23 protein-coding genes and 2 pseudogenes are annotated in these 25,584 nt (G+C 43.1%); 18 read left to right on the top strand and 7 right to left on the bottom strand.

All coding sequences use genetic code 11. From position 1 onward, the window contains the following. Together RE317_RS14955 and RE317_RS14950 are read left to right on the top strand one after the other, a co-directional pair. Window positions 1–188, top strand: a pseudogene (locus tag RE317_RS14955) (hypothetical protein); the annotation flags it as partial. Between the two features lie 173 nt (window positions 189–361). Beyond that, a complete protein-coding gene (locus RE317_RS14950) occupies window positions 362–1,438 on the top strand; it encodes an AAA family ATPase (protein WP_234250538.1) in 1,077 nt (358 codons plus the stop codon). 431 nt (window positions 1,439–1,869) lie between these two features. Here the strand turns inward: RE317_RS14950 and RE317_RS14945 are convergent, their stop codons facing one another. Both RE317_RS14945 and RE317_RS14940 read right to left on the bottom strand, forming a co-directional pair. After that, window positions 1,870–2,046: a hypothetical protein gene (locus RE317_RS14945; protein WP_008669054.1), complete on the bottom strand. Its 177-nt coding sequence runs from the start codon at window positions 2,044–2,046 to the stop codon at window positions 1,870–1,872. 49 nt (window positions 2,047–2,095) lie between these two features. Then, a complete protein-coding gene (locus RE317_RS14940; protein ID WP_257220080.1) occupies window positions 2,096–2,218 on the bottom strand; it encodes a hypothetical protein in 123 nt (40 codons plus the stop codon). A gap of 21 nt (window positions 2,219–2,239) precedes the next feature. On the opposite strand from RE317_RS14940, the pseudogene RE317_RS14935 reads away from it, so the two are divergent. The 13 genes and pseudogenes from RE317_RS14935 to RE317_RS14875 form a co-directional block, all read left to right on the top strand. After that, window positions 2,240–2,986, top strand: a pseudogene (locus RE317_RS14935) (hypothetical protein); the annotation flags it as partial. 244 nt (window positions 2,987–3,230) lie between these two features. Next, window positions 3,231–4,580 (top strand): Na(+)-translocating NADH-quinone reductase subunit A, encoded by a 1,350-nt coding sequence (locus RE317_RS14930; protein ID WP_005843517.1) that lies wholly within the window; start codon window positions 3,231–3,233, stop codon window positions 4,578–4,580. A 28-nt stretch (window positions 4,581–4,608) separates the two neighbouring features. Then, a complete protein-coding gene (locus tag RE317_RS14925) occupies window positions 4,609–5,817 on the top strand; it encodes an NADH:ubiquinone reductase (Na(+)-transporting) subunit B (protein WP_005843519.1) in 1,209 nt (402 codons plus the stop codon). Between the two features lie 13 nt (window positions 5,818–5,830). Further along, window positions 5,831–6,505 carry a Na(+)-translocating NADH-quinone reductase subunit C gene (locus RE317_RS14920; protein WP_005843521.1) on the top strand — a complete coding sequence of 225 codons (675 nt, stop codon included), beginning with the start codon at window positions 5,831–5,833 and terminating at the stop codon, window positions 6,503–6,505. Between the two features lie 18 nt (window positions 6,506–6,523). Continuing rightward, window positions 6,524–7,162: an NADH:ubiquinone reductase (Na(+)-transporting) subunit D gene (locus tag RE317_RS14915; protein ID WP_005843523.1), complete on the top strand. Its 639-nt coding sequence runs from the start codon at window positions 6,524–6,526 to the stop codon at window positions 7,160–7,162. 24 nt (window positions 7,163–7,186) lie between these two features. Then, window positions 7,187–7,783 carry an NADH:ubiquinone reductase (Na(+)-transporting) subunit E gene (gene nqrE, locus RE317_RS14910; protein ID WP_005843524.1) on the top strand — a complete coding sequence of 199 codons (597 nt, stop codon included), beginning with the start codon at window positions 7,187–7,189 and terminating at the stop codon, window positions 7,781–7,783. An 18-nt stretch (window positions 7,784–7,801) separates the two neighbouring features. Beyond that, window positions 7,802–9,076, top strand: a complete 1,275-nt coding sequence (nqrF, locus tag RE317_RS14905; RefSeq protein ID WP_005843526.1) for an NADH:ubiquinone reductase (Na(+)-transporting) subunit F — start codon at window positions 7,802–7,804, stop codon at window positions 9,074–9,076. 96 nt (window positions 9,077–9,172) lie between these two features. Further along, window positions 9,173–10,486: a DEAD/DEAH box helicase gene (locus RE317_RS14900; RefSeq protein ID WP_016271242.1), complete on the top strand. Its 1,314-nt coding sequence runs from the start codon at window positions 9,173–9,175 to the stop codon at window positions 10,484–10,486. Between the two features lie 254 nt (window positions 10,487–10,740). After that, window positions 10,741–11,811: a 3-phosphoserine/phosphohydroxythreonine transaminase gene (gene serC / locus RE317_RS14895; RefSeq protein WP_005843530.1), complete on the top strand. Its 1,071-nt coding sequence runs from the start codon at window positions 10,741–10,743 to the stop codon at window positions 11,809–11,811. 107 nt (window positions 11,812–11,918) lie between these two features. Then, window positions 11,919–12,839 (top strand): NAD(P)-dependent oxidoreductase, encoded by a 921-nt coding sequence (locus tag RE317_RS14890; protein ID WP_005843532.1) that lies wholly within the window; start codon window positions 11,919–11,921, stop codon window positions 12,837–12,839. 108 nt (window positions 12,840–12,947) lie between these two features. Beyond that, window positions 12,948–14,195, top strand: coding sequence for a DUF1015 domain-containing protein (locus tag RE317_RS14885; protein ID WP_005843534.1), 1,248 nt, complete (start codon window positions 12,948–12,950; stop codon window positions 14,193–14,195). Window positions 14,196–14,431: 236 nt separating this feature from the next. Then, complete coding sequence (locus tag RE317_RS14880) at window positions 14,432–15,346, top strand: DMT family transporter (RefSeq protein WP_005843539.1); 915 nt, start codon at window positions 14,432–14,434, stop codon at window positions 15,344–15,346. Between the two features lie 45 nt (window positions 15,347–15,391). Next, window positions 15,392–17,713: a glycoside hydrolase family 20 protein gene (locus RE317_RS14875; protein WP_008781537.1), complete on the top strand. Its 2,322-nt coding sequence runs from the start codon at window positions 15,392–15,394 to the stop codon at window positions 17,711–17,713. Between the two features lie 183 nt (window positions 17,714–17,896). Here RE317_RS14875 and RE317_RS14870 read toward each other — a convergent pair whose 3' ends face one another. Further along, window positions 17,897–18,142 (bottom strand): RNA-binding protein, encoded by a 246-nt coding sequence (locus RE317_RS14870; protein WP_005843543.1) that lies wholly within the window; start codon window positions 18,140–18,142, stop codon window positions 17,897–17,899. Between the two features lie 293 nt (window positions 18,143–18,435). Between RE317_RS14870 and RE317_RS14865 the strand changes: the two genes are divergently transcribed. Further along, window positions 18,436–18,966: a ferredoxin domain-containing protein gene (locus RE317_RS14865; RefSeq protein WP_005843545.1), complete on the top strand. Its 531-nt coding sequence runs from the start codon at window positions 18,436–18,438 to the stop codon at window positions 18,964–18,966. Here RE317_RS14865 and RE317_RS14860 read toward each other — a convergent pair. Further along, window positions 18,956–19,762 carry a Cof-type HAD-IIB family hydrolase gene (locus RE317_RS14860; RefSeq protein ID WP_303266253.1) on the bottom strand — a complete coding sequence of 269 codons (807 nt, stop codon included), beginning with the start codon at window positions 19,760–19,762 and terminating at the stop codon, window positions 18,956–18,958. The genes RE317_RS14865 and RE317_RS14860 overlap by 11 nt on opposite strands. A gap of 95 nt (window positions 19,763–19,857) precedes the next feature. On the opposite strand from RE317_RS14860, the gene RE317_RS14855 reads away from it, so the two are divergent. Together RE317_RS14855 and RE317_RS14850 are read left to right on the top strand one after the other, a co-directional pair. Beyond that, window positions 19,858–21,093 (top strand): DNA recombination protein RmuC, encoded by a 1,236-nt coding sequence (locus tag RE317_RS14855; RefSeq protein WP_005843549.1) that lies wholly within the window; start codon window positions 19,858–19,860, stop codon window positions 21,091–21,093. A gap of 17 nt (window positions 21,094–21,110) precedes the next feature. Further along, window positions 21,111–21,779 (top strand): MgtC/SapB family protein, encoded by a 669-nt coding sequence (locus tag RE317_RS14850; protein ID WP_007835476.1) that lies wholly within the window; start codon window positions 21,111–21,113, stop codon window positions 21,777–21,779. A gap of 70 nt (window positions 21,780–21,849) precedes the next feature. On the opposite strand, the gene RE317_RS14845 is transcribed toward RE317_RS14850, so the two are convergent. From RE317_RS14845 to RE317_RS14835, 3 genes are all read right to left on the bottom strand, one after another. After that, window positions 21,850–23,319: a sensor histidine kinase gene (locus tag RE317_RS14845; RefSeq protein ID WP_005843553.1), complete on the bottom strand. Its 1,470-nt coding sequence runs from the start codon at window positions 23,317–23,319 to the stop codon at window positions 21,850–21,852. Window positions 23,320–23,331: 12 nt separating this feature from the next. Continuing rightward, complete coding sequence (locus RE317_RS14840) at window positions 23,332–24,459, bottom strand: histidine kinase (RefSeq protein ID WP_008669044.1); 1,128 nt, start codon at window positions 24,457–24,459, stop codon at window positions 23,332–23,334. A gap of 179 nt (window positions 24,460–24,638) precedes the next feature. Then, the gene (locus RE317_RS14835; RefSeq protein WP_016277489.1) at window positions 24,639–25,406 is read right to left on the bottom strand and encodes a DUF5131 family protein; all 768 of its coding nucleotides are present in this window, start codon (window positions 25,404–25,406) and stop codon (window positions 24,639–24,641) included. Between the last annotated feature and the right edge of the window lie 178 nt (window positions 25,407–25,584).

Here is a 25,584-nt window from a genome sequence, read left to right as displayed (position 1 = left end):
ATGATAAGGCGGTGGACCGTTATAACGTGAGCCGTATTGTGGAAAATGATATCCGTGAACAGGCTGTCGCGGAAGGACGTTTGGAGGGACGTTTGGAGATCGCCCGTAAACTGAAAGAGAACGGTTTTTCCATTGCGGATATTGTCCGGATTGCCGGACTTTCGCCAGAAGAAATTGATAAGCTGTAACGGCGTGTACGAATTTCTTTATAAAGCAGTGCTCATTCGGGAAAAAGACTTTTTTCAGAATGCTACAGCAAAAAATGATAATGAATGGTGAAGTGATATAAGTATCATGATAAAGCATTGAAAAATGTATGAGCAATAAAATATATCCCATCGGAATCTAGAATTTCGAGAAAATCCGTCAGGACGGTTATTTCTATATTGATAAAACGGCCTGGGTGTACCAGATGGTAAAGACCGGAAGTTACTACTTCCTGAGCCGTCCGCGACGTTTCGGAAAGAGCCTGCTCATCTCTACCTTGGAAGCTTACTTTCAAGGTAAGAAGGAGTTGTTTGAAGGTCTGGCGATGGAGAAGCTGGAAAAGGACTGGATCAGATATCCTGTTCTGCATCTGGATCTGAACATCGAGAAGTATGATACTCCGGAGAGTCTGGATAAGATTTTGCATGATAATCTGGATGCCGAACTGCATGAGTTTGCTGAAGCGAGAGGAGTGTCATACGACAAGCTTTGTGACGATTTGAAAGCATATTATGACGGCTATCACTTTACACATCATTCTATCGGCATGTACAATCCGTTTAGTTTGCTCAATACGTTCAAATATAAGGAATTCGGCAGTTATTGGTTCGAGACGGGTACTCCTACCTATCTGGTGAAACTGCTGAAGAAGCATCATTACGACTTGGAACGGATGGCCCACGAGGAAACGGACTCCCAGGTGCTGAACAGTATAGATTCGGAATCCACCAATCCCATTCCGGTGCTCTATCAGAGCGGATACCTCACTATAAAGGGATATGATGAAGAATTTGGAATGTACCGTTTAGGTTTTCCGAACCGGGAAGTGGAAGAGGGGTTTGTACGTTTCCTGCTCCCTTTTTACGCGAACGTAAATAAGGTGGAATCTCCCTTTGAGATTCAGAAATTTGTCCGTGAGGTGCGTTTCGGTGATTATGACTCCTTCTTCCGCCGTCTGCAAAGTTTCTTTGCGAATACTACCTACGAAGTGATCCGCGAACAGGAACTGCATTACGAGAATGTGCTTTTCATCGTATTCAAGCTTGTCGGCTTCTATACCCAAGTGGAATATCATACGAGTAAAGGACGCATTGACCTTGTCCTGCAGGCTGACAAGCTTATCTATGTGATGGAATTCAAGCTGGACGGCACGGCCGAGGAGGCTTTGCAACAGATTCATGACAAGCATTACGCGCTTCCCTTTGCTTCGGACGGACGGAAGCTCTTTTAAATAGGGGTGAACTTCAGTGCTGAAACCCGCAATATCGAAAAGTGAATAGTAGAAGAATGAAATGTAGAAAGGAAACAGAGTCCGAAGAAAAGAGGTGCACACTGCTGCAATATCCGGTGAAACTTGGTACAAGATCCGCGGAATCTTGTACCAAAGTTTTTGTAATCTTGTGGCGGGTGACGGCTAGTTCCTTTGAACATTGTAAAGATAACTTCACGTCCGTGCGGTGTGATCTCTTCTGACCCCTTGGCGGATTGCAGGGAGTTTACGGGGACACGGGGACAGTGGGGACACCCCCTTTTTTCCTCACACACGCATGCGTGTACCTATAAAGGGAGGATAAGTGGGGTGATATATTCCCTTACCGTCCACACTTACCGATACTTCTTATTTGGTGAAACGTTTGAGTCTGATGAGGACGGTGCTTTCGGTTACTCTCCCTGTCGTGCGTTTTTTTTCAGAAGTTCCAGCCGGACATAATCCTGTGGGAAGGCAGGGGAAAGATGATTTTCCCACCTAATTATATCGCGCGTGCGTGTGTGAGAAATTGGGGTCTGTCCCTGCTGTCCCCACTGTCCCTGCTTGGGAGAGCCGGTATGAACTGCCATCTTTAAATTCTCAATTTTTAATCTCCCTCCGTATCAACCTTTCCTCGTCCTACGAGAGGAAACAAGCTCGTACCGGCTCCTTGCCGGAACGTTCCACGCCTTTGCCGGGATGATTTTTCTTATTATCCGCACTGTTGCTGTGGAAACCATAGACCGCTTGTACGTAGTTCATCGCCCCATGGGGATTTTATTGCCGGTGGTGTTTTCCTATGGCGGTGTGGAATTGCTGAGGGTAGGGGAGACTTTCCATAGCCGTACAAAAAAAGCATACGCTTCCATGAACGGGCTGCATAAAGACAGCATCTGCTTTTATGAATATTACTTGAAGATACCGGATTATCGCGTACCGAAGTCCTGCAAGCTGGTGGATTCCGTATGGTCCACGGTGTTTGATGTGTTCGCCTGCTTGTTGGCAGGGGATGACGAGGAAGTTTATTGGTGCTGCGGCCGTCTGGCCGACCGGAGCATCGTGGTGATGGACGGGGCAGGAAGGTATTACCATGTGGTAAAAGGAAAGAGGAAGCGGTACATTGCCGCTAACCTTCCCGAACCCGGTGAGCAGGACTTCGACACGGCTGTAAAGAAGCTGAAAGAGGAAGCCGGACAGCGGGCGGAGGAAACGGACCGGCAGAAGAGAAGGAACGAGGAAGCGAAAAGGCGGAAGAGGCTGGAGGAGATAAGAGATGCCCTTCCGTACCGTATGGGCATGAAATGGGGCTTGAAACTGGGGGAATGTATCATCGTTCCTCCCAAATACAGAAAGATTCTTCCTCCTGTGGGCGTTTATTGTGCTTTTGAAGAGAGTGCCTGCCGGTGGGGGGTGATGGCACTGGACGGGAAAGTGATGGTGGAAGCCCGCTACCAGGAGGTGGATATAGAAAACAACGGCACGGTACACCTGACCGTCATTCCCGGCAAAGTGAAGACCGTCAAACTGTAAGTGTTTCCGGAATGAAACACAAATGACGCGAATGACATAAATTAAAAATCAAGATAAATTTATGCCATTCGCGTCATTTGTGTTCTAAAAAAAAAGTGAGCATCTGCCTGAGTTTGCACATACATTCAGAAAGGTTTCTATTATTACAGAATTTTTTCCATAATAAGCACCATTTCTTTCTTTTTTCACATTTTTTTTCTGTACTTTTGCGCTCAAATTTAAAAACCATTTTTTATAACCCAATATGGCAAATGTGATTAAATTACACAAAGGCTTGAACATCAACCTGAAAGGGAAACCTGCTCAGGAGTTCTTTGACGTGAAGCAGCCGGACATCTATGCGATAGTGCCCGATGATTTTCATGGCGTGACTCCTAAAGTCGTGGTCAAGGAACAGGAATATGTGACGGCCGGGGGAACATTGTTTGTTGACAAGAACCACCCCGAAGTGAAGTTCGTATCTCCGGTAAGCGGTGTCGTTACCAGCGTGGAGAGAGGCGAACGTCGTAAAGTCTTAAGCATCTCCATTGCAGCTGCAAAGGAGCAAGACTACGAAGAGTTTGGAAAGAAGGATGTTTCGACTCTGACAGGCGAGCAGGTAAAAGCCGCCCTGCTGGAAGCCGGACTTTTTTCATTCATTATCCAGCGCCCCTACATCGTGGTGGCTGATCCGAATGCCAAGCCGAAAGGCATCTTCGTTTCTGCATTTGACACTAACCCATTGGCTGCTGATTTCGAATTTGTTCTGAAAGGCCAGGAAAAAGATTTCCAGACTGGTCTGGACGCACTGGCAAAGATGGCAAAGACGTATCTGAATATCAGCGTAGAGCAGAAGAGCCCTGCACTGACCAACGCCAAAAATGTAACTGTAACTGCCTTCGACGGTCCTAACCCCGCCGGAAATGTAGGCGTTCAGATTAACCACATCAGTCCTATCAACAAAGGCGAAACTGTTTGGACGCTCCGTGCGGAAGAAGTGATCTTCATCGGACGCCTGTTCAACACAGGTCGCGTAGACCTTACCCGTACTATCGCCCTGACCGGTTCGGAAGTGAAGAAACCGGCTTATTGCAAGCTGAAAGTAGGAGCCTTGCTGACAGATATTTTTGCAGGACGTGTGAACGGAGGTAAAAACTTACGCTACATTAACGGTAACGTGCTGACCGGAACTTTGGTGAAACCAAACGGATTCCTGGGTGCGCACGCTACAAGTCTTACTGTGATTCCCGAAGGGGATGACCGGCACGAATTCCTGGGCTTTATCATGCCGCGTACCGATCAGTACAGTGCCAACCGCAGTTATTTCAGCTGGTTGTGCGGTAACAAGGAATACACACTGGATGCCCGTATCAAAGGTGGCGAACGCCACATGATCATGTCCGGCGAGTATGACAAAGTATTCCCGATGAGCATTTTCCCCGAATATTTAATTAAAGCTATCATTGCCGGCGATATTGACCGCATGGAAGCACTTGGTATTTACGAAGTGGCTCCCGAAGACTTCGCTGTATGTGAATTCGTTGACTCTTCCAAATTGGAATTGCAACGCATCGTGCGTCAGGGCTTGGACATGCTTCGCAAGGAAATGTGCTAAATAATTAAAAACTAAGAATTAAAAGTTAATGAAAGCGTTAAGAAATTATCTCGACAAGATAAAGCCAAACTTTGAAGAGGGCGGCAAACTCCACGCGTTTCGTTCGGTGTTCGACGGTTTCGAAACATTCTTGTTCGTACCCAACAGCACTTCGAAAACAGGAGTTCACATTCATGATGCGATTGACAGCAAGCGTATCATGTCAATGGTGGTTATTGCGTTGATACCGGCCCTGTTGTTCGGTATGTACAACGTAGGTTACCAGCACTTCTTGGCTGTAGGCCAGGAGGCAGGTTTCTTTGAAAAGTTCATTTATGGTTTCCTGGCTGTTCTGCCTAAGATTATCGTATCATACGTAGTCGGTCTGGGAATCGAATTTGTGGTGGCACAATGGAAGAACGAAGAAATTCAGGAAGGTTTCCTGGTATCCGGTCTGTTGATCCCGATGATCGTTCCTGTGGAATGTCCGTTGTGGATTCTGGCTGTCGCTACAGCATTCTCTGTTATCTTCGCTAAGGAAGTATTCGGCGGTACAGGTATGAATATCTTCAACCCTGCATTGATTACCCGTGCTTTCTTGTTCTTCGCTTATCCTACCAAAATGTCCGGTGATGCCGTTTGGGTAAGCACTGACAGCATTTTCGGTATCGGTGGCGGACAGGTAGTGGACGGTTTTACCGGCGCTACGATGTTGGGACAGGCTGCTACAGCCGCTCCGGGTGCAAGCGAACTGATTAATGTGAACGGTACTCCCGCTACCATGTGGGATATGGTTGTAGGTTTGATTCCGGGTTCTATCGGTGAAACCAGCGTTATCGCTATCGCACTGGGTGCCATCATCCTGTTGTGGACAGGCGTGGCAAGTTGGAAGACCATGTTCTCTGTCTTTGCCGGTGGTATCGTGATGGGATTGATCTTCAATGTATTCGGCTCTACAGATAACATGATGGCTCAGTTGCCTTGGTACGAACACATCGTATTGGGCGGTTTCTGCTTCGGCGCCGTGTTCATGGCTACCGACCCTGTGACTTCCGCACGTACGGAAAAGGGTAAGTTCATCTACGGCTTCCTGATCGGTGTGATGGCTATCGTTATCCGTGTGTTGAATCCGGGTTATCCCGAAGGTATGATGCTTGCCATCCTGCTGATGAACATCTTCGCTCCGCTGATTGACTACTGTATCGTACAGAAGAACATCACAGCCCGCGAAAACAGATTAAAATCAACTAACAACTAAAATATCGGACATTATGAATACTAATAGTAATAGTTATACTATCATCTATGCTTCGATAATGGTTGTTATCGTAGCATTCCTGTTGGCATTCGTGTCTTCTTCTCTGAAAGAAAAACAGTACCAGAATGTAGAACAGGACACAAAGAAACAAATTCTGGCAGCTTTGAACGTTTATGACGTAAAAGATGTGAATGCAGAATATGATAAATATGTGAAAGAAGACGATTTGATGCAGGCAGACGGTTCTTTGGTAAAGAACGATGCTGCTTTCCAGACTTCTTATAAAGGTGAAATCGCTAACGGACGTCTTCATGTATTCGTTTGCGACGTGGATGGTCAGACCAAATATGTGCTGCCTATTTATGGTGCCGGTCTTTGGGGACCTATCTGGGGATACATCGCATTGAATGATGACAAAGACACTGTATATGGCGTTTACTTCTCTCATCAAGGAGAAACTCCGGGTCTGGGTGCAGAAATCACCACTACTAAGTTCCAGGATCAGTTCTTGGGCAAACATGTAATGGAAAACGGTACTGTAGCTTTGGGTGTTGAAAAACACGGCAAGGTGGCAAAACCCGATTATCAGGTAGACGGTATCTCAGGTGGTACTATCACTTCTAAGGGTGTAGATGCGATGATTAAGGATTGCCTGAGCATGTACAATTCATTTTTAACTAATAAATAAGAGGAGGGTAAATAGAATATGAGCGCATTATTTTCTAAAAAGAATAGAGAAGTTCTTTTAACTCCGCTGGGTTTGAATAACCCTGTCACCGTACAGGTGCTCGGTATCTGTTCTGCACTGGCTGTAACGGCTCAGCTGGAACCGGCTATCGTGATGGGTCTTTCCGTAACCATTATTACAGCCTTCTCGAACTTCGTTATCTCCTTGTTGCGTAACACCATTCCCAACCGTATCCGTATCATTGTTCAGTTGGTGGTTGTTGCCGCATTGGTAACTATCGTTAGTGAAATTTTGAAAGCGTTCGCATACGATGTAAGTGTGCAGCTTTCTGTATATGTAGGTTTGATTATTACAAACTGTATCCTGATGGGACGTCTGGAAGCGTTTGCTATGATGAACGGTCCTTGGGAATCATTCCTGGATGGTATCGGTAACGGATTGGGTTATGCCAAAATCCTGATTATCGTGGCATTCTTCCGTGAACTGCTGGGTGCCGGTACATTGTTTGGCTTCCAGGTTATCCCGCAGGCTGTTTATGACTTGGGCTACCTGAACAACGGCTTGATGCTGATGCCTCCTATGGCGTTGATTATCTGTGCTTGTATCATTTGGTACCAACGTGCAAAACACAAAGAATTGCAGGAAAGTAATAATTAATCCCCGTTATAAAACGAAAAGAATATGGAATATTTAAGTTTGTTTGTAAAGTCCATCTTTGTGGACAATATGATTTTCGCATACTTCCTGGGGATGTGTTCTTACCTGGCAGTATCGAAAAACGTAAAGACAGCCGTAGGTCTGGGTGCAGCCGTTACTTTCGTGTTGATTGTAACTCTGCCGGTGAACTATTTGCTGGAAAATTACGTACTGGCACCTAATGCGCTGATTGATGGAGTAGACCTCAGCTTCTTGAGCTTTATCCTGTTTATTGCCGTTATTGCCGGTATCGTTCAGTTGGTGGAAATGGCGGTTGAACGTTTCAGCCCGTCGCTCTATGCTTCATTGGGTATCTTCCTTCCGCTGATTGCTGTAAACTGTGCCATCATGGGTGCTTCATTGTTTATGCAGCAACGTCATTTCATCAACATTGGCGAGGCAACCACTTACGCTTTGGGCTCAGGTATCGGTTGGGCACTGGCTATTATCGGCTTGGCTGCCATCCGTGAAAAAATGGCTTACTCTGATGTTCCCGCTCCTTTGAAAGGTCTGGGTATCACTTTCATCACTGTAGGTTTGATGGCAATGGCATTTATGTGTTTCTCTGGTTTGAAAATCTAAAAGGAAAGGAATAAGACAATGGATATGAATTTAATATTAGCTAGTATTGGAGTATTCCTTGGAATTATCCTTCTGCTCGTTGTTATTTTGCTGGTAGCTAAGCAGTATCTTACTCCGAGCGGCAAAGTAAAGATAACTATCAATGGAGAGAAAGAACTGGAAGTAGAACAAGGTTCAACTTTGCTGAACACCCTGTCTGTCAATGGCATCTACCTGTCATCGGCTTGTGGTGGTAAAGGTTCTTGCGGTCAATGTAAATGCCAGGTTGTAGAAGGCGGTGGTGAGATTCTTCCTTCTGAAAAGGGACATTTCAGCCGTAAACAACAACAGGATCATTGGCGTCTGGGTTGCCAGGTGAAAGTAAAAGGTGACCTGGGCATCAAGATTGATGAATCTGTACTGGGTGTTAAGGAATGGGAATGCGAAGTAATCAGCAACAAGAACGTTGCCACTTTCATCAAAGAGTTTATTGTGGCTTTGCCGAAAGGTGAACACATGGACTTCGTTCCGGGTTCATACGCTCAGATTAAGATTCCTAAATTTGAAATGGACTACAACAAGGATATCGATAAAGACCTTATCGGTCCGGAGTATCTGCCCGCATGGGAAAAATTCGGTCTGTTCGGCTTGAAATGTAAGAATACGGAAGAAACCATCCGTGCTTACTCTATGGCCAACTATCCTGCCGAGGGTGACCGTATCATGCTGACAGTGCGTATTGCTACTCCTCCGTTCAAACCGAAAGATCAGGGTCCCGGCTTTATGGATGTGAATCCGGGTATCGCTTCATCTTACATTTTCACGCTGAAACCGGGTGACAAGGTAACGATGAGTGGTCCTTACGGAGACTTCCACCCGATCTTCGATTCTAAGAAGGAAATGATTTGGGTAGGTGGTGGTGCCGGTATGGCTCCGTTGCGTGCGCAGATTATGCACATGACCAAGACACTGCACACTACCGACCGTGAACTTCACTATTTCTATGGTGCGCGTGCATTGAACGAAGTATTCTATCTGCAAGATTTCCAACAATTGGAAAAAGACTTCCCGAACTTCCACTTCCATCTGGCTTTGGACCGTCCGGATCCCGCAGCCGATGCAGCAGGCGTGAAGTATACCGCAGGTTTCGTTCACAATGTGATGTATGAAACTTATCTGAAGGATCATGAAGCTCCCGAAGATATTGAATACTACATGTGTGGCCCCGGCCCGATGTCTAATGCAGTCGTTAAGATGCTGGATAGTCTGGGTGTTGAGCCTTCTTCTATCATGTACGACAACTTCGGAGGATAATATCAGGATCTCCTTTTATTAATAATGAAAATAAGCCCGGTAAAAGTGAACTTTTATCGGGCTTTTTCTTTACTTTTGTATAAAACGAAAATGAATATGATAGAGAACATACTAGCCAATTTGAAAATTGAGCGGCTGAACCCGATGCAAGAGGCGTCCATCAATGCTTGGAAAGAGGGAAAAGACCTAATATTATTGTCTCCTACGGGATCCGGCAAGACGTTAGCTTATCTGTTGCCTTTGGTGCAGAGTTTGAAGCCTGGTATAACAGGCGTACAGGCTATAGTGCTGGTTCCTTCCCGGGAACTGGCTTTACAAATAGACCAGGTATTTAAATCCATGAACACACCCTTCAAGGCTGTAAGTTGTTATGGAGGACGACCGGCCATGGAAGAGCACCGTACCATCAAAGGGGTGCAGCCATCAGTCATCATCGGTACTCCGGGCCGTATGAATGATCATCTTTCCAAACAGAATTTTGATGCAGATACAGTCACAACTCTGGTAATCGATGAATTTGACAAATGCCTGGAGTTTGGCTTCCAGGAAGAGATGGCGACTGTCATAGGACAGTTGCCCAACTTGCAACGCCGTTTTCTGTTGTCGGCTACCGATGCGGAAGAGATTCCGCAGTTTACGGGGCTGGACAAGACCATTAAATTGAATTTTTTAAATCCGGAAGAGCAGCTTACCCACCGTCTGCACTTATATAAGGTACTGTCTCCGGAAAAAGACAAACTTGAAACCTTATATAAATTGCTTTGTACCTTGGGAAGCCAATCGACATTGGTTTTCTGTAATCACCGTGAAAGTGTGGAACGGGTAGGGAAGTATCTTCAATCCCAGAAGTTTCAATGTGGCATTTTTCATGGCGGCATGGAACAGGATGACCGCGAACGCTCCCTATATAAATTCCGCAACGGAAGTTGCCATGTGCTTATTTCTACCGATCTGGCCGCTCGCGGACTGGATATCCCCGAAATAGAGAATGTAGTACATTATCATCTGCCTGCCAATGAAGACGGATACATTCACCGCAACGGACGTACCGCCCGCTGGGAAGCCGAAGGTAATTCTTATGTTATCCTTCATGCCGAAGAAACAGTGCCCGCATATATAACCGATGAGCCGGAGGAGTTCATTTTACCCGAAGTCACCCCCAAACCTTCTTTGCCCGAATATGTGACATTATATATAGGAAAAGGCAAGAAAGATAAAATCAATAAGATAGATATTGTGGGATTTCTCTTTAAAAAAGGAAACCTTAATAAAGACGAAATAGGACGGATTGATGTAAAAGACCACTATTCTTTTGCAGCCGTATCTCGCAAAAAGATAAAACAAACTTTGAATTTAATACGAAATGAGAAGATAAAGGGCATAAAAACACTTATTGAAGAAGCTAAATAATGACAATTTGTCAATTCTCGAAATAAAATGATTAAAGAATAATTCAAAAAGATATCTTTTTTATGCTTTAGATCATTGTTTACTAGGGATGTAGTTACAAAATGAAAGCATAAAAAATCAGATTTAACTAATTTGAAAGAAAATTATGCGGAAATTCGTAAATTTATTAGCGATTTTTTTGGAAAACTGAAAATAATGTGTAATTTCGCCCAATGTAAGATATAAACAAATTGTATAACCAAAACAAACGTCAAATGAAAAAGCATAATTTCAATGCGGGACCATCTATCTTGCCTCGCGAGGTAATTGAGAAGACAGCACAAGCCGTTCTTGATTTTAATGGGTCAGGCCTTTCCATCATGGAAATCAGTCACCGTGCTAAAGATTTTCAGCCTGTAGTAGACGAAGCTGTTGCTTTGTTTAAGGAACTGTTGAACATCCCGGAAGGGTACTCGGTACTATTCTTGGGAGGTGGAGCCAGCTTGGAATTCTGTATGATACCTTTCAACTTCCTCGAAAAAAAAGCTGCTTACCTGAACACAGGCGTATGGGCTAAGAAAGCGATGAAAGAAGCCAAGGCTTTCGGCGAGGTAGTAGAAGTGGCATCTTCCGCTGAAGCGACCTATACCTATATTCCCAAAGATTATACGGTTCCCGCCGATGCAGATTATTTCCACGTCACAACGAATAACACAATCTATGGAACAGAACTTCATGAAGATCTGGATTCTCCGGTTCCTATGATTGCTGATATGTCATCTGATATTTTCTCTCGTCCTATCGACGTTTCTAAATATATTTGTATCTATGGCGGTGCGCAGAAGAATTTGGCTCCGGCCGGTGTCACTTTCGTTATTGTAAAGAACGATGCTGTGGGCAAGGTATCACGCTATATTCCTACTATGCTGAATTATCAGACTCACATTGACGGCGGCTCTATGTTCAACACACCTCCTGTACTTCCTATTTATGCCGCTTTGCAGACTTTACGCTGGATAAAAGCCAACGGTGGTGTAGCAGAAATGCAGAAACGTGCTAAAGAGAAGGCAGACATGCTGTATGCTGAAATAGACCGTAACAAAATGTTCCGTGGCACAGTAACGGATAAAGCCGACCGCTCTTATATGAACATTTGCTTTGTAATGAATGACGAATACAAAGACCTGGAAGCCGATTTCTTGAAATTTGCCACAGAAAAAGGTATGGTGGGTATTAAGGGACACCGTTCTGTAGGCGGTTTCCGTGCATCTTGCTACAACGCTATGCCGAAGGAAAGCGTTCAGGCTTTGATTGACTGCATGCAGGAATTTGAGAAACTTCATTAATAATTATGTTCACCACAGATTATACGAATTGCACAGATAGGAACAATAAATGGAATCTGTGATAATCCGTGATAATCTGTGGTGAACCTTTTTAATACAATAAGACCATGAAAGTATTAGTAGCAACAGACAAGCCGTTTGCAAAAGTTGCAGTAGACGGTATCCGTAAAGAAATAGAAGCAGCAGGTTATGAACTGGTATTGCTGGAAAAATATGGTGAAAAAGCTAAACTACTGGAAGCTGTAAAGGACGTTAACGCAATCATTATCCGCAGTGATATTATTGATGCCGAAGTATTGGATGCGGCAAAAGAACTGAAAATCGTAGTACGTGCAGGAGCAGGTTATGATAACGTGGATTTGGCGGCTGCTACGGCACACAATGTGTGTGTTATGAATACTCCGGGACAGAACTCCAATGCAGTAGCCGAACTGGCTTTTGGCATGATGGTGATGGCTGTCCGCAATTTCTATAACGGGACTTCGGGTACTGAACTGATGGGCAAGAAGTTAGGTATCCATGCATACGGCAATGTAGGTCGCAATGTGGCTCGTATCGCTAAAGGTTTTGGCATGGATATTTATGCTTTTGACGCTTTCTGCCCGAAAGAAGTGATCGAAAAAGATGGTGTGAAAGCTGTTTCTTCTGCTGAGGAACTGTATGCTGCTTGTAATATAGTGTCCCTGCATATTCCTGCTACGGCTGAAACTAAAAATTCCATCAACTATGAATTGGTCAACAAGATGCCTAAAGGAGGAGTATTGGTAAATACTGCCCGTAAGGAAGTGATCAATGAAGCGGAATTAATCAAACTGATGGAAGAACGCACCGACTTAAAGTATGTTACTGATATCATGCCGGTTGCCCATGCAGAGTTCTCGGAAAAATTTGCCGGCCGTTATTTCGCTACACCGAAAAAGATGGGGGCCCAGACGGCTGAAGCAAATATCAACGCAGGTATCGCTGCTGCCAGACAAATAGTAGGCTTCCTGAAAGATGGTTGTGAAAAATTCAGAGTAAATAAATAAGTAATCCAATAACCGCAGGGGCGGATTGAATCCGACCGGATGCATATAGCTTATGTTTTCGGGCGAATGCAATTCGCCCCTGCAAGTAAAATCTAATACCTTTATTTTATGGCAATAATAAAACCCTTCAAAGGCATCCGCCCTCCGAAAGAATTGGTAGAACAAGTAGCTTCACGTCCATACGACGTACTGAATTCTGAAGAAGCACGCGAGGAAGCGAAAGGTAATGAAAAGTCACTTTATCATATTATAAAACCGGAAATTGATTTCCCTGCCGGAACAGACGAACATGATCCTAAAGTATATGAGAAGGCTGCCGAAAATTTCCAGATGTTTCAGGACAAGGGCTGGTTGGTGCAAGATGAAAAAGAAAATTATTATGTATATGCACAAACCATGAATGGCAAGACCCAATATGGACTGGTGGTAGGAGCGTATGTTCCCGATTATATGAACGGGGTCATCAAAAAACATGAACTGACCCGTCGTGACAAGGAGGAAGACCGCATGAAACATGTCCGCGTAAATAATGCCAATATAGAACCGGTATTCTTTGCTTACCCGGATAATGCGGAATTGGATGCTATCGTTAAGAAATATACTTCACAACGGCCGGAATATGATTTTATCGCTCCGGGTGACGGCTTCGGACATTCATTCTGGGTGATCGACAAAGAAGAAGATATAAAAGCTATCACAAAAGCTTTCGAAGCCATGCCGGCTCTTTATATTGCCGATGGTCATCATCGCTCGGCTGCCGCAGCCTTGGTAGGCGCCGAAAAAGCGCAGCAAAATGCAAACCATCAGGGAAATGAGGAGTACAATTACTTTATGGCTGTATGTTTCCCGGCCAACCAGCTGACTATTATTGATTACAACCGTGTTGTAAAAGACTTGAACGGGCTGTCTCCGGAACAATTCCTGACCGCTGTCAGCAAGAATTTTGTGGTAGAAGAGAAAGGAACTGAGGTCTATAGACCACAGGCTCTTCACAATTTCTCTCTCTATCTGGACGGTAAATGGTACAGCTTGACAGCAAAACCGGGCACATACGATGACAATGATCCTATCGGAGTATTGGACGTGACTATTTCTTCCAACTTGATATTGGATGAAATATTGGGAATCAAGGATCTTCGTTCCGACAAACGGATTGACTTTGTAGGTGGTATCCGTGGCTTGGAGGAATTAAAGAAGCGTGTGGACAGCGGTGAAATGAAAGTGGCTTTGGCCCTTTACCCTGTTTCTATGAAACAATTAATGGATATTGCCGATACCGGCAATATCATGCCGCCCAAAACAACTTGGTTTGAACCGAAACTTCGTTCGGGATTGGTTATTCATAAACTGAGCTGATCCATAGTGGAACACGGACAGAAAGAACAAACCTGCATTTCCCTTTCTGTCCGTGTCCGTTCAATCATTTCATATAATTTTTCAGCTGCTACAGGTGATATAAATTCTTTTATATTTGTTGATTAGGTATAATTAAAATAAATAGATGTCAGAGTGAAAGAATAAAGCATTTTTCCTTTGTTTATTGCTGACAAATATCTAATTTCGCGCCGATTTTAAAGCGTGTAATAAAAACGATGACTAACAACAAGACTAAAGGATTTCTCCTTGGGGCAATCGCAGCAGCCAGCTACGGCATGAACCCACTGTTCACCCTTCCTCTTTATAGTGCAGGAATGAGCGTAGACTCGGTATTATTTTATCGCTATGCACTGGCTATAGTTGTACTAGGTATCATGATGAAGATGCAAAAGCAATCTTTTGCCATTAAGAAAGCGGATGTGCTGCCACTTTGCATCATGGGACTGCTGTTCTCTTTCTCTTCCCTGTTTCTCTTTATGAGTTATAACTACATGGATGCCGGTATCGCATCCACCATACTGTTTGTCTACCCGGTACTGGTAGCTATTATTATGGCTGTAGTATTTAAGGAAAAAGTATCGCCGGTCACTATGTTTTCCATAGCGCTGGCCTTTGTGGGAATTTCCTTGCTCTGTAAAAGTCCGGGAGGACAGACACTCAGCCTGGTCGGGATTACTTTTGTCTTTTTATCATCCTTGTCTTATGCTATCTATATAGTTGGCGTAAACCGTTCTTCCCTGAAGGATATGCCTATAGCCAAGCTTACTTTCTATGTCCTGCTTTTCGGCCTGTCTGTTTATGTGGTGCGATTGAAGTTCTGTACAGGATTGCAGCCTATCCCTACACCCTTGTTATGGGTGAACGCAGTTTCACTGGCTGTTTTTCCTACTGTTATTTCGTTGGTGACCATGACAAAGGCCATACACTACATTGGTTCCACCCCCACTGCTATTCTGGGTGCTTTGGAGCCTGTTACAGCTTTATTCTTCGGAGTACTGATTTTTGGAGAGCAGCTGACACCGCGCATTATTCTGGGCATTTTGATGGTGATTACTGCCGTAACTCTGATTATAGGAGGAAAAACATTGCTGAAAAAAAGCAAGATTCGGTTAAGGCATACTGGCAGATAAAGTCGGATTTTGTATCTTTGCCCTTGCAATTATAAATTTTCCACTATGAAAAAACAACTGATGCAATGGGCAGGAGTGGGAATGTGGATGGTATTGGGGCTGTCCGCATGTTCCCCTACAAAAACAGAAATCGGAAATCTGAATGTCATTCCGCAGCCCCAAGAAGTAAGTCAAGACATTCAAGCCCACCCTTTTGTTATTAATCCGCAAACCGGTATTGTTTATCCGGAAGGCAATGAAAAGTTGCAACGGACGGCAGAATTTTTAGCTTCCTATATTAAAGAGGCAACGGGAATTACTGTCCGGACAACAACTGAAGCCGCAAGGAAGAACTCCATCATTTTGGCGGTTGACGGTTCCATTACCAACAAAGAGGGGTATCAACTGGAGGTAACTTCTGAAAACATCCATTTGAATGGAGGAAGTGAGTCGGGAGTATTTTATGGAATACAAACGCTCTACAAGGCTTTGCCGTTGACCAAAAACAAACAGGTATCCGCTGCCATCCCAGTGGGAACTGTTAATGACTATCCTCGTTTCGGTTATCGTGGTTTCATGGTAGACGTGGGCCGCCATTATTTTCCGGTTTCTTATCTGAAACAAATCATTGATATGCTGGCACTGCACAATATCAATTATTTTCATTGGCATCTGACCGAAGACCAAGGCTGGAGAATTGAAATCAAGAAATATCCCAAACTTACGGAAATAGGTTCGATGCGTCCGCGTACATTGATTGACCGTGAAACCCAGACTTACGATGAAACTCCTCATAGCGGTTTTTATACACAGGAAGAAGCAAAAGACATTGTCAAGTATGCCGCTGACCGTTTTATTACTGTAATCCCCGAAGTTGACCTTCCGGGACATATGATGGGAGCTTTGGTTTCCTATCCGGAATTAGGTTGTACGGGGGGTCCATACGAGATTCCTTGTAAATGGGGGGTATTCCCTGATGTGCTGTGTGGAGGAAACGACCGGACTTTACAGTTCGCCAAAGATGTATTGAATGAAATAATGGATATCTTTCCATCTCCTTATATCCATATTGGTGGGGATGAATGTCCGAAAGTACGTTGGGAAAAATGCCCTGTATGTCAAGCTAAAATTCGGGAACTGGGTTTGAAAGATACACCAAAACATAGCAAGGAGAACCAATTACAGACCTATTTCATGTCCGAGGTAGGCAAAGTTATCAATGACAGAGGGCGTAAAATGCTGGGCTGGGATGAGATGTTGGAGGGAGGATTGGCTCCAGGTGCCACAGTGATGTCATGGACCGGTGTCAAAGGTGGTATCGAAGCCGCCCGTCTGCACCATGATGCGATTATGACTCCTATTCAGTATCTTTATTTCAGCAATCCTACTTACAACCGGATAAAAGGGACTAAAAGCCTTGGACGTGTCTATACATTTGAACCTGTTTCTAATGAATTGGCAGAGGATGAACGAAAATATATCATCGGTACCCAAGGATGCATATGGACAGAATGGACGCGTGACAGTTTGAAGATGGAATGGCAAATTCTTCCCCGTATGGCTGCCTTGTCCGAGATTCAATGGACGGAACCGTCACATAAAAATTTCGACAGTTTCTTGAAACGTTTACCGGCTCTGCTGGCTATCTACCGGGATAGAGGTTATGATTTTCGCCAGGACATTTATGATGTGAACATTGATATTGTTCCGGCTCCCAATGAAGGAAAAGCCCGGATTGCTTTTCAGACGTTTGATGACGCGGAAATACATTATACATTGGACGGCAGCGTTCCCGATGTGCAATCCCCATTGTATACCGACACTATACAAGTGGATAAAGATGTTATCATACAAGCCATTGCAGTTCGTCCGCAGGGTGCCAGTCAGATAAGTAAGGAGGAAATACATTTTAATGCAGCCACAATGAAACCGGTTACCTTGAATACCATTCCTCATAAATCATATACTTTTAAAGGAGGAAGTACCTTGATAGACGGATTATATGGGGATATGAATTATCGCTCAGGGCGTTGGATTGGTTTCTACGGGACAGATATGAATGTGACCCTTGATTTACTTGAGCCTAAGGAGGTGTCTTCAGTTTTCGTAAACACAATGTTGAACACAGGCGATGCTATCTTTGGTACAACAGGTCTGAAGGTGGAAGTTTCTGAGGACGGGAAAAATTTCCGCAGGGTAGCCTCCGAAGATTTTCCCGTTGTGGAAAAAGGAACTAAAATGCAGAGCCGCAAAGACTCTGTCTCTTTTGACAAAGTAAAAGCCCGCTATATTAAAATCATAGCAGAAGTTACTCCGAAACTTCCCGCATGGCATTCCATGCCTGGCGAAAAAGCGTTTTTGTTTGTTGACGAAATAGGAGTGGAGTAAATCCGCCTTCGGAGCAATGGCTTTCTAAAGAACAAATACCAAACAAGAAACGGACATTCTGACAAAAACAGATGTCCGTTTCCTTATTCATAAGCCTTTCATGTATTTTCAAAAGCTGTTCAAGAAAAAATGGCGATAGAGATTCACTCTGTCGCCATTATGTGATGTGGAATGTCTAATTCCTTATGCTTTAGGAAGTGCTTCTTTTACAACCATAGTACGGTTTACATATTCTGCACCGTTCAATTGCTTGATAGCTTCTTTGGCTTCGTCGTCATTAGGCATTTCTACAAAAGCAAAGCCTTTAGAACGACGTGTTTCACGGTCAGTAATAAGTTTTACTGAAGCTACTGTTCCATACTCTTCCATTACACCTCTCAAATCACCTTCCCTAACATTATAGTTAAGGTTTCCAATATACAAATTCATAAAATAAAAATTGATAAATAAATAATTAAGTAAACTTTGAATTTAAAAATTTAGTTAGAAGAATAGAAACGGTTCAAGTGTGAGATGAATTGAGTCAATCGAAAAAACTATCTTTTTATATTCCGTTGTCAAAGGAACGATAAATAATTGGATTATCCACTATATTTCTCTTTTTATTTTGATATTTTTTTAGCCGGTGACTCTTTTTATACTTTTTAGGCTTAAAGCAGGAGCCTTATATCATTCATATTCACTAATTTTGTATCAACAGCTAACTTATAACTAAGATTTATATGATATTGAATGAAAGAGAAAGCCGCCATGAGCATGTGTTGCATGTGGCCCGACAAATGATGACGGCAGCGCGCACTGCTCCCAAAGGAAAAGGTGTTGACATTATTGAAATAGCCATGGTGACGGATGGTGATATCAATATTTTATCGGAAATGATGGTGAAAATGGTTGCGGAGCATGGAATGAAATTCTTTCTGCGCGATGCGGAAAATATTCTGAATGCGGAATGTGTCCTGTTAATAGGTACCCACGAACAGGCGCAAGGATTGAATTGTGGTCATTGTGGATATGCCACCTGCGTGTCTCGCAAAGAAGGAGTGCCGTGTGCTCTCAATAGTGTCGATGTGGGCATTGCCATCGGATCAGCTTGTGCCACGGCAGCAGACAACAGGGTGGACACACGGGTCATGTTCTCGGCCGGACTAGCAGCGCAGCGTCTGAACTGGCTGGAAGGATGCACCCAGGTTTATGCCATCCCTGTCAGTGCATCCTCTAAAAATCCTTTCTTTGACCGGAAACCTAAAGAATAAATTTCTCTACTACCGCGGCTACACCATCTTCTTCGTTAGAAAGGGTGATGTAGTCGGCGTTTTGACGGACTATTTCTTGAGCATTGGCCATTGCTACCCCCAATCCGGCATATTGTATCATAGAAAGATCGTTAAAACCATCACCAACGGCAATCATTTCTTCTTTTGTCATACCGATTTCTTTTAGCAATACGGCCAGTGATTGTGCTTTATCAATACCTTTAGGAACCAATTCCCAAAAATAAGGTTCGGAACGGAATACGCCCATACGGTCTTTCAAGTGTTCGTACATTTCTTTTTCAAGCACTGCAAGCCGCGTAGGTTCACCTACAATCAGACATTTGGCAATAGGAAATTTTATTGCCTCCAGAAAATGATCCACTTTCTTGGGAGTCATCACATTCAGAATAGCTTCTTTCAATACATATTCATCTTCCGGATATTCAGTCAATACATATTTTCCATCGTAAGTGACGATAGCAAAATGATTGTCGGTGGCACATTTATACAGGTAAGGCAATATATCCGGATCGAGCACATTCTCGTACATCATCTCACCGGTTTTCCAGTCTATGATCTCACCTCCGTTATACGAAAGTATATAACCTTCGTATTTCTGCAACTCTAAGATCTCGGCCAGTGGAGCCACACCGTATGTGGGACGCCCCGATGCCAAAACAATTTTTACTCCGCGCTCTTGCGCTTCGATAAGTGTACGACGTGTGTGTTCCGTTACCTCTTTCTTTTGATTGGTCAACGTTCCGTCTAGGTCTAAAACTAATAATTTATACTTCATATACTATTTAATGGAGTGCTTTTGCCAAATTCGCTGCAAATATAACGATTAAATTCATGGCTTTTTGCTACATTTGCTCAAAATAAACAAGAATCATGACAGAAATTTTATTAACCGTAATTATTATCCTGCTGATAATTAATATTGTAATCGCACTTACTAAAAACAATCGTCTGCAAACCGAACGTCTGGAAGGATTGCTACGCGAAGAAATGAAAGAAAACCGGGACGAGCTGGGAAGAAATATCCGCGAACTGCGTAATGAACTGAATCAAACCTTGAACTATTCTATCCGCAATATGCAGGATACTTTGCATAAAAACCTGCTGACCGGTAATGAAATGCAACGGGAAAAATTTGAAGCAATGGGCAAGCAACAGGAAGCCTTGGTGAAAAGTACGGAAAAACGATTGGATGACATGCGGCAAATGGTAGAAGAAAAATTACAGAAAACATTGAATGAACGTATAGGACAATCCTTTGAAATAGTACGTTCGCAGCTGGAGAATGTACAGAAAGGATTGGGAGAGATGAAGAGTCTGGCACAGGATGTAGGAGGATTGAAAAAAGTTTTAAGCAATGTGAAGACACGGGGTACATTCGGAGAAGTACAATTAGGGGCTTTATTGGACCAGATGCTGAGTCCGGAACAATATGCGGCGAATGTCAAAACCAAGAAGAATGCAACGGAATTTGTGGAATTCGCCATTAAACTTCCGGGAAAGGAAAATAGTAATGATACTGTATATTTACCTGTGGATGCCAAATTTCCCAAAGATGTATATGAGCAATATCAGGATGCATACGAAGCCGGAGATGCCGCATTGATTGAAACTTCATCCCGCCAACTGGAAATCACAATCAAAAAAATGGCAAAGGACATTCACGATAAATATGTAGACCCACCTTTTACAACAGATTTTGCCATTATGTTTCTGCCATTCGAAAATATCTATGCAGAAGTGATCCGCCGGACTGCATTGGTGGAAATGTTGCAAAAAGACTGGAAGATAGTGGTTACAGGTCCTACCACCCTGGGAGCTATCCTGAATAGTTTGCAAATGGGATTCCGTACGCTGGCCATTCAAAAACGAACAAGCGAAGTATGGAATGTGTTAGGGGCAGTAAAGACCGAATTCGGAAAGTTTGGAGGATTGCTGGAAAAGGTACAGAAAAATCTACAGAATGCAGGAGACCAGTTAGAGGAAGTTATGGGAAAACGTACTCGTGCCATAGAGCGTAAACTACGCCAGGTAGAAGCCCTTCCGGCAGAAGACAGCCAACGAATGTTGAGTTTGCCCGAACTGACAGATGATGAGGACGATGAATAAACAAGGAGGACTTAAAGATGAGCATGACGTGGGATTTTATTTTAAGATTGTTTGTGGCAGGCGCTTTGGGTACTGTTATTGGTCTGGATAGGGAATATCGTGCCAAAGAAGCCGGTTACCGTACCCATTTTCTAGTATCACTGGGAAGTGCTCTCATTATGATTGTGTCACAATATGGTTTTATGGAAGTAGTGAAGATGGAGGGAATAGACCTGGACCCGAGTCGTGTGGCCGCACAGGTTGTCAGCGGTATCGGTTTTATTGGAGCGGGTACTATTATTTTTCAGAAACAAATCGTGCGCGGGCTTACTACCGCTGCCGGAATTTGGGCTACTTCGGGCATCGGTCTGGCTATTGGAGCCGGTATGTACTGGCTGGGAATCTCAGCAACAATCCTTACGCTGATTGGTCTTGAGGCACTTAGCTATCTTTTTAAAAGTATAGGTATGAAAAGTTCCATGGTGGAGTTCTCTACAGACAATAAAGAAACACTGAACCGTATGGCCAAGAAATTCAATTCCAAGGAGTACAATATTGTTTCCTATCAATTGGACGAAAAGAGGTTGGGAGAAGTAACGACCTATTATGTTACAATGGTTATAAAATCCAAGAAATACAATGATGAAGGTATGTTACTGACATTATTACAGGATTTTAGCGATATTACCGTTCATAGGCTGGAGTAAGCTTTTCCGGCTTGGTTCAAAAGCAGCAGGGGAGAGCGCTTATTGAAAGATTCTCTCCCCTGTGCTGTGATCATGCTTTTAACCGCATAACAAACGTACTTCCTTCTCCCAGCTTACTGTCTACTGTAAGCGTACCATTATGGGCCTCGACAAAATCCCGGGAAATAGACAGACCTAAGCCGCTTCCTTGTACTTTAGTTCCGGGAACCCGGAAATAATGGTCAAAGATGCTTTTATGATAACGTGGATCAATCCCTTTCCCGAAATCCCGTACAAACATCTCAATGAATCCATCATCTGTCTGACGTGCCCCTATTACTACACGACCGTTTTCCGGTGAATACCGGATGGCATTGGAAAGAAGGTTGGTCAGCACCCAAGCTATCTTCTCACTGTCGACAAACAGTTTACCTATTTTGTCTTCAGGGTACTCCACTTCTATTTGAATGTTGAACTTCTCGGCTTGCACACGGTTTGCCTTTATTGCATATTCTATCAACTCTATAGGTTTGGTTATCTTAGGCTTCAACTGTAGTTTTCCTGATTCTACCTGCGTCATATTCAGCAATTCGCCGGTGATATTAAGCAGCCGTTCACTATTTTCCTTGATACTGTTTGCCAAATCTTCCTGTTCTTCATTTAAAGCTCCGATACGCTGGTCTTCTAATAATTGCAGACTCATCATAATAGCCGAGATAGGAGTCTTCAATTCATGTGAGATTGTAGAGATAAATGTGGTCTTGGCCGAATCCAGTTCCTTAAATTCTGTTATATTCTTCAACATAATGACATATCCTTTTTTCTCCATAGTAACCCCATCTTTCCCCGGTTGGGAAATACTCATGTATTTTACTTGGAAAAAACTCTCTTTATTGTCCGCATAAATCTTCAGAGGTTCTTTCTTTTCTTTTTCCTTGTCTTTGACTGGTTCCCCAGGAATTTCCACCAATTCACGAATCAGGCGGCGCAACAAATCATTGCGCAGGGAAATATCCTGTGCAGAATGTTTAATAACTTCTTCACGCTTCAGGTTGATCACATTCAATGCTTCATCATTGATGAACAGGATTTCCATATCATTATTTAAACCGATAATAGGCTCGTTGATACTGTTGATGATAGTCTCCATATATTTTTTAGATGCCATCATATCGGATAAAGTACTTGCATGATAATCTTCCAGACGTTTGGCCATGCGGTTGAAATTTTTAGATACTTCTGAAAATTCTTCGCTGCTGTTCAATTCCAAACGTTTCTCATAATTATGGTTTGCAATTTCCTGTATAGCGTTGGTCAGCTCTTTAATAGGATTATCAATTGATGCGGGAAGACGCAACCACATACCAATACCAATACATATACATGCGGCACCAACAACATATATCCACAATAAAGCCCGCTGTAAGCCGGGACCTGCTGCCGGACTGTCAGGCTCCGTGGCAGTCAGTATTTGCAAATTCACAACAGAAAGTACAACCAACAGTACAATCATTGCCACCAATATCCCTATGGCGAGGGTTAGTTTCGACTTTATATTCATAACTTTTATTTTTTATGCAAGTATAATCAAATCTATGTCCATTTCTGCTAAAGAGTGTAGAAATTTTCGATATTTGGAAAGACTGAATAATGCACCGGGCATTTTGAAAGCAGGATGCCCCATACAGACAGTTGTAATTCCACGTTGACGACAAGTCTTAATTATTTCTCCCATAATATCGGAAGATGAAACTTGGATAACTTCACCGCCCAACTCGGTAACCAGTTTAAAATGATTAAGTAAATGCCGCTGTGTTGCCAATGGAATACGTTCCGTACTTTCGGCAGGCGTTTGTACATAAAGGGCAAAAAAGACCGTATTGTACCGGGAAGCAAGCCGTGCCGCTTTACGGATGATATGTCGGGGAGTCCGTTCATTACTGCTGATACATGCCAAAAACTTCTCGTGCCGGATGCCCTTTTCGCCTGTAACAATTTCATTTTCAACTTTTTTCTCGACTCGAAAGGCCACTTCTTTTAGTGCCAGTTCACGTAACTGAAGAATATTCTCTGTCTTAAAAAAGTTATTCAGTGCCAACTGAATCTTTTCAGGGCGATAGATTTTCCCGGCTTTCAACCGGTTTATCAGTTCTTCGGCAGTAAGGTCTATATTTACCACTTCATCCGCATCCTGCAACACCTTGTCCGGAATCCGTTCCTTAACCTCTATACCTGCTATGCCTTTTACGTCTTCATTCAAACTTTCTATATGCTGGATATTAACTGCAGAAATTACGTTTATACCGGCATCCAACAATTCCATTACATCTTGCCAACGTTTCTCATTCCGGCTGCCCTCGATGTTGGTATGTGCCAATTCATCTACTATAACCAGTTCGGGATGTAACTGAAGAATGGCATCAAGATCCATTTCTTCCACTTCCTTACCTTTGTAAAATATCTTTTTCCGAGAGATAACAGGCAATCCTTCCAACATAGCAACGGTTCCTGCACGTCCGTGCGTTTCAATATAACCTATCTGTACATCTACACCGTTCTCCAACATTTCGTGAGCTTCTTGCAGCATACGATAACTTTTCCCTACACCGGCTATCATTCCGATATAGATTTTAAACTTTCCACGCCGTGAACGTTTAATCAAATCTAAAAAATGCTGTACACTTTCTTCTCTGTCTTCCATTTGTTACTTTATCATATTGGCAATATAACAATTTTCCGCATATTTAATATCAGTCCTTTTATAACAGGCAAAGAATATACCAATAAAACAAACGGCTTAGCTACAATGCCATAAGCGTGTCATCAAAGACTAAAGCTTACCAAAATGAAAAGGGGGCTCTTTCAAAATGAAACACTTTCTTAATCACTATAATTATTGCCGTTAGATCTCCCAGAATAGTTTATTCCTGCTTTTCTAGCTTGTGTATGTTGAAATTGACGGGCTATTTTATATTCACGTTCTCCTTTTAGTAATCTGTATCCGGTTTGTTTAAACCAAAAGCTTATATTATTTTCTATACATTGCCGACGAATGTCCAATACCCAGTCATAATTACATATACGCGCTTCTTTGCCCGATTCTCCACCTACCACAATCTGTTCTACCCATGTACCGAGTTCTCCCTTGAAGTTTATAGCGGACAACAACGGTTCACAGATAATGATTTTATGCTTTACAGGAGCTGCTTTATAAAGAGGAAGACGGTAATCCACTCTGTCTTGATTTTCCATGGTGCAACAAATGGTAACATTATCATACCCGTCCCCCCAATCCGGAGGCAGACATTGGCCGAGCCGGTCTATGCGTTTAGTTATAAACAAGAAATGAAGATCGTATCGTTCCCGCATCATTTTCCATGCTTCTATACGCCATTCATCGGCTTCTTCTATCAGAAAATCGGAGGTAAAACAAGTATAGACAAGATTGCCGGAAGGGATCTTGTAAGTCTTATCCTTTTTCCGTCGCACGGGCAGATTGAATTGTCCGGTTTTGGTTATTATGGAACTGTCTTTCCCATGTTTACTATCTCCGCGATATACATAACAATGCCGGCAACCTGTACTTAGCTTATGGCAGCCATGCCAAGGATTCCATAGAGAAGACTCCGGACTTATTCTATTTTCCATTCTGTCTGAATAAAATTTATCATTGTCTGCAAAGTTAGCTAAAGTCTTTTCATCATTTACATAATTCATTCCTGAATTTCTTCAAAAAGAATGGGAGTGTTATAGTTAATGCAAATGGATTAATGTACCTTTGCCGGTATAATCAGTTAAGCCACTGGCAAGAATAAATTTTATAATG

Origin of the sequence: Phocaeicola sp. GP0067, assembly GCF_031119655.1 — a bacterium.
Classification (GTDB): Bacteria; Bacteroidota; Bacteroidia; order Bacteroidales; family Bacteroidaceae; genus Phocaeicola; species Phocaeicola vulgatus.
This window is presented reverse-complemented; position numbering and strand designations above follow the sequence as displayed.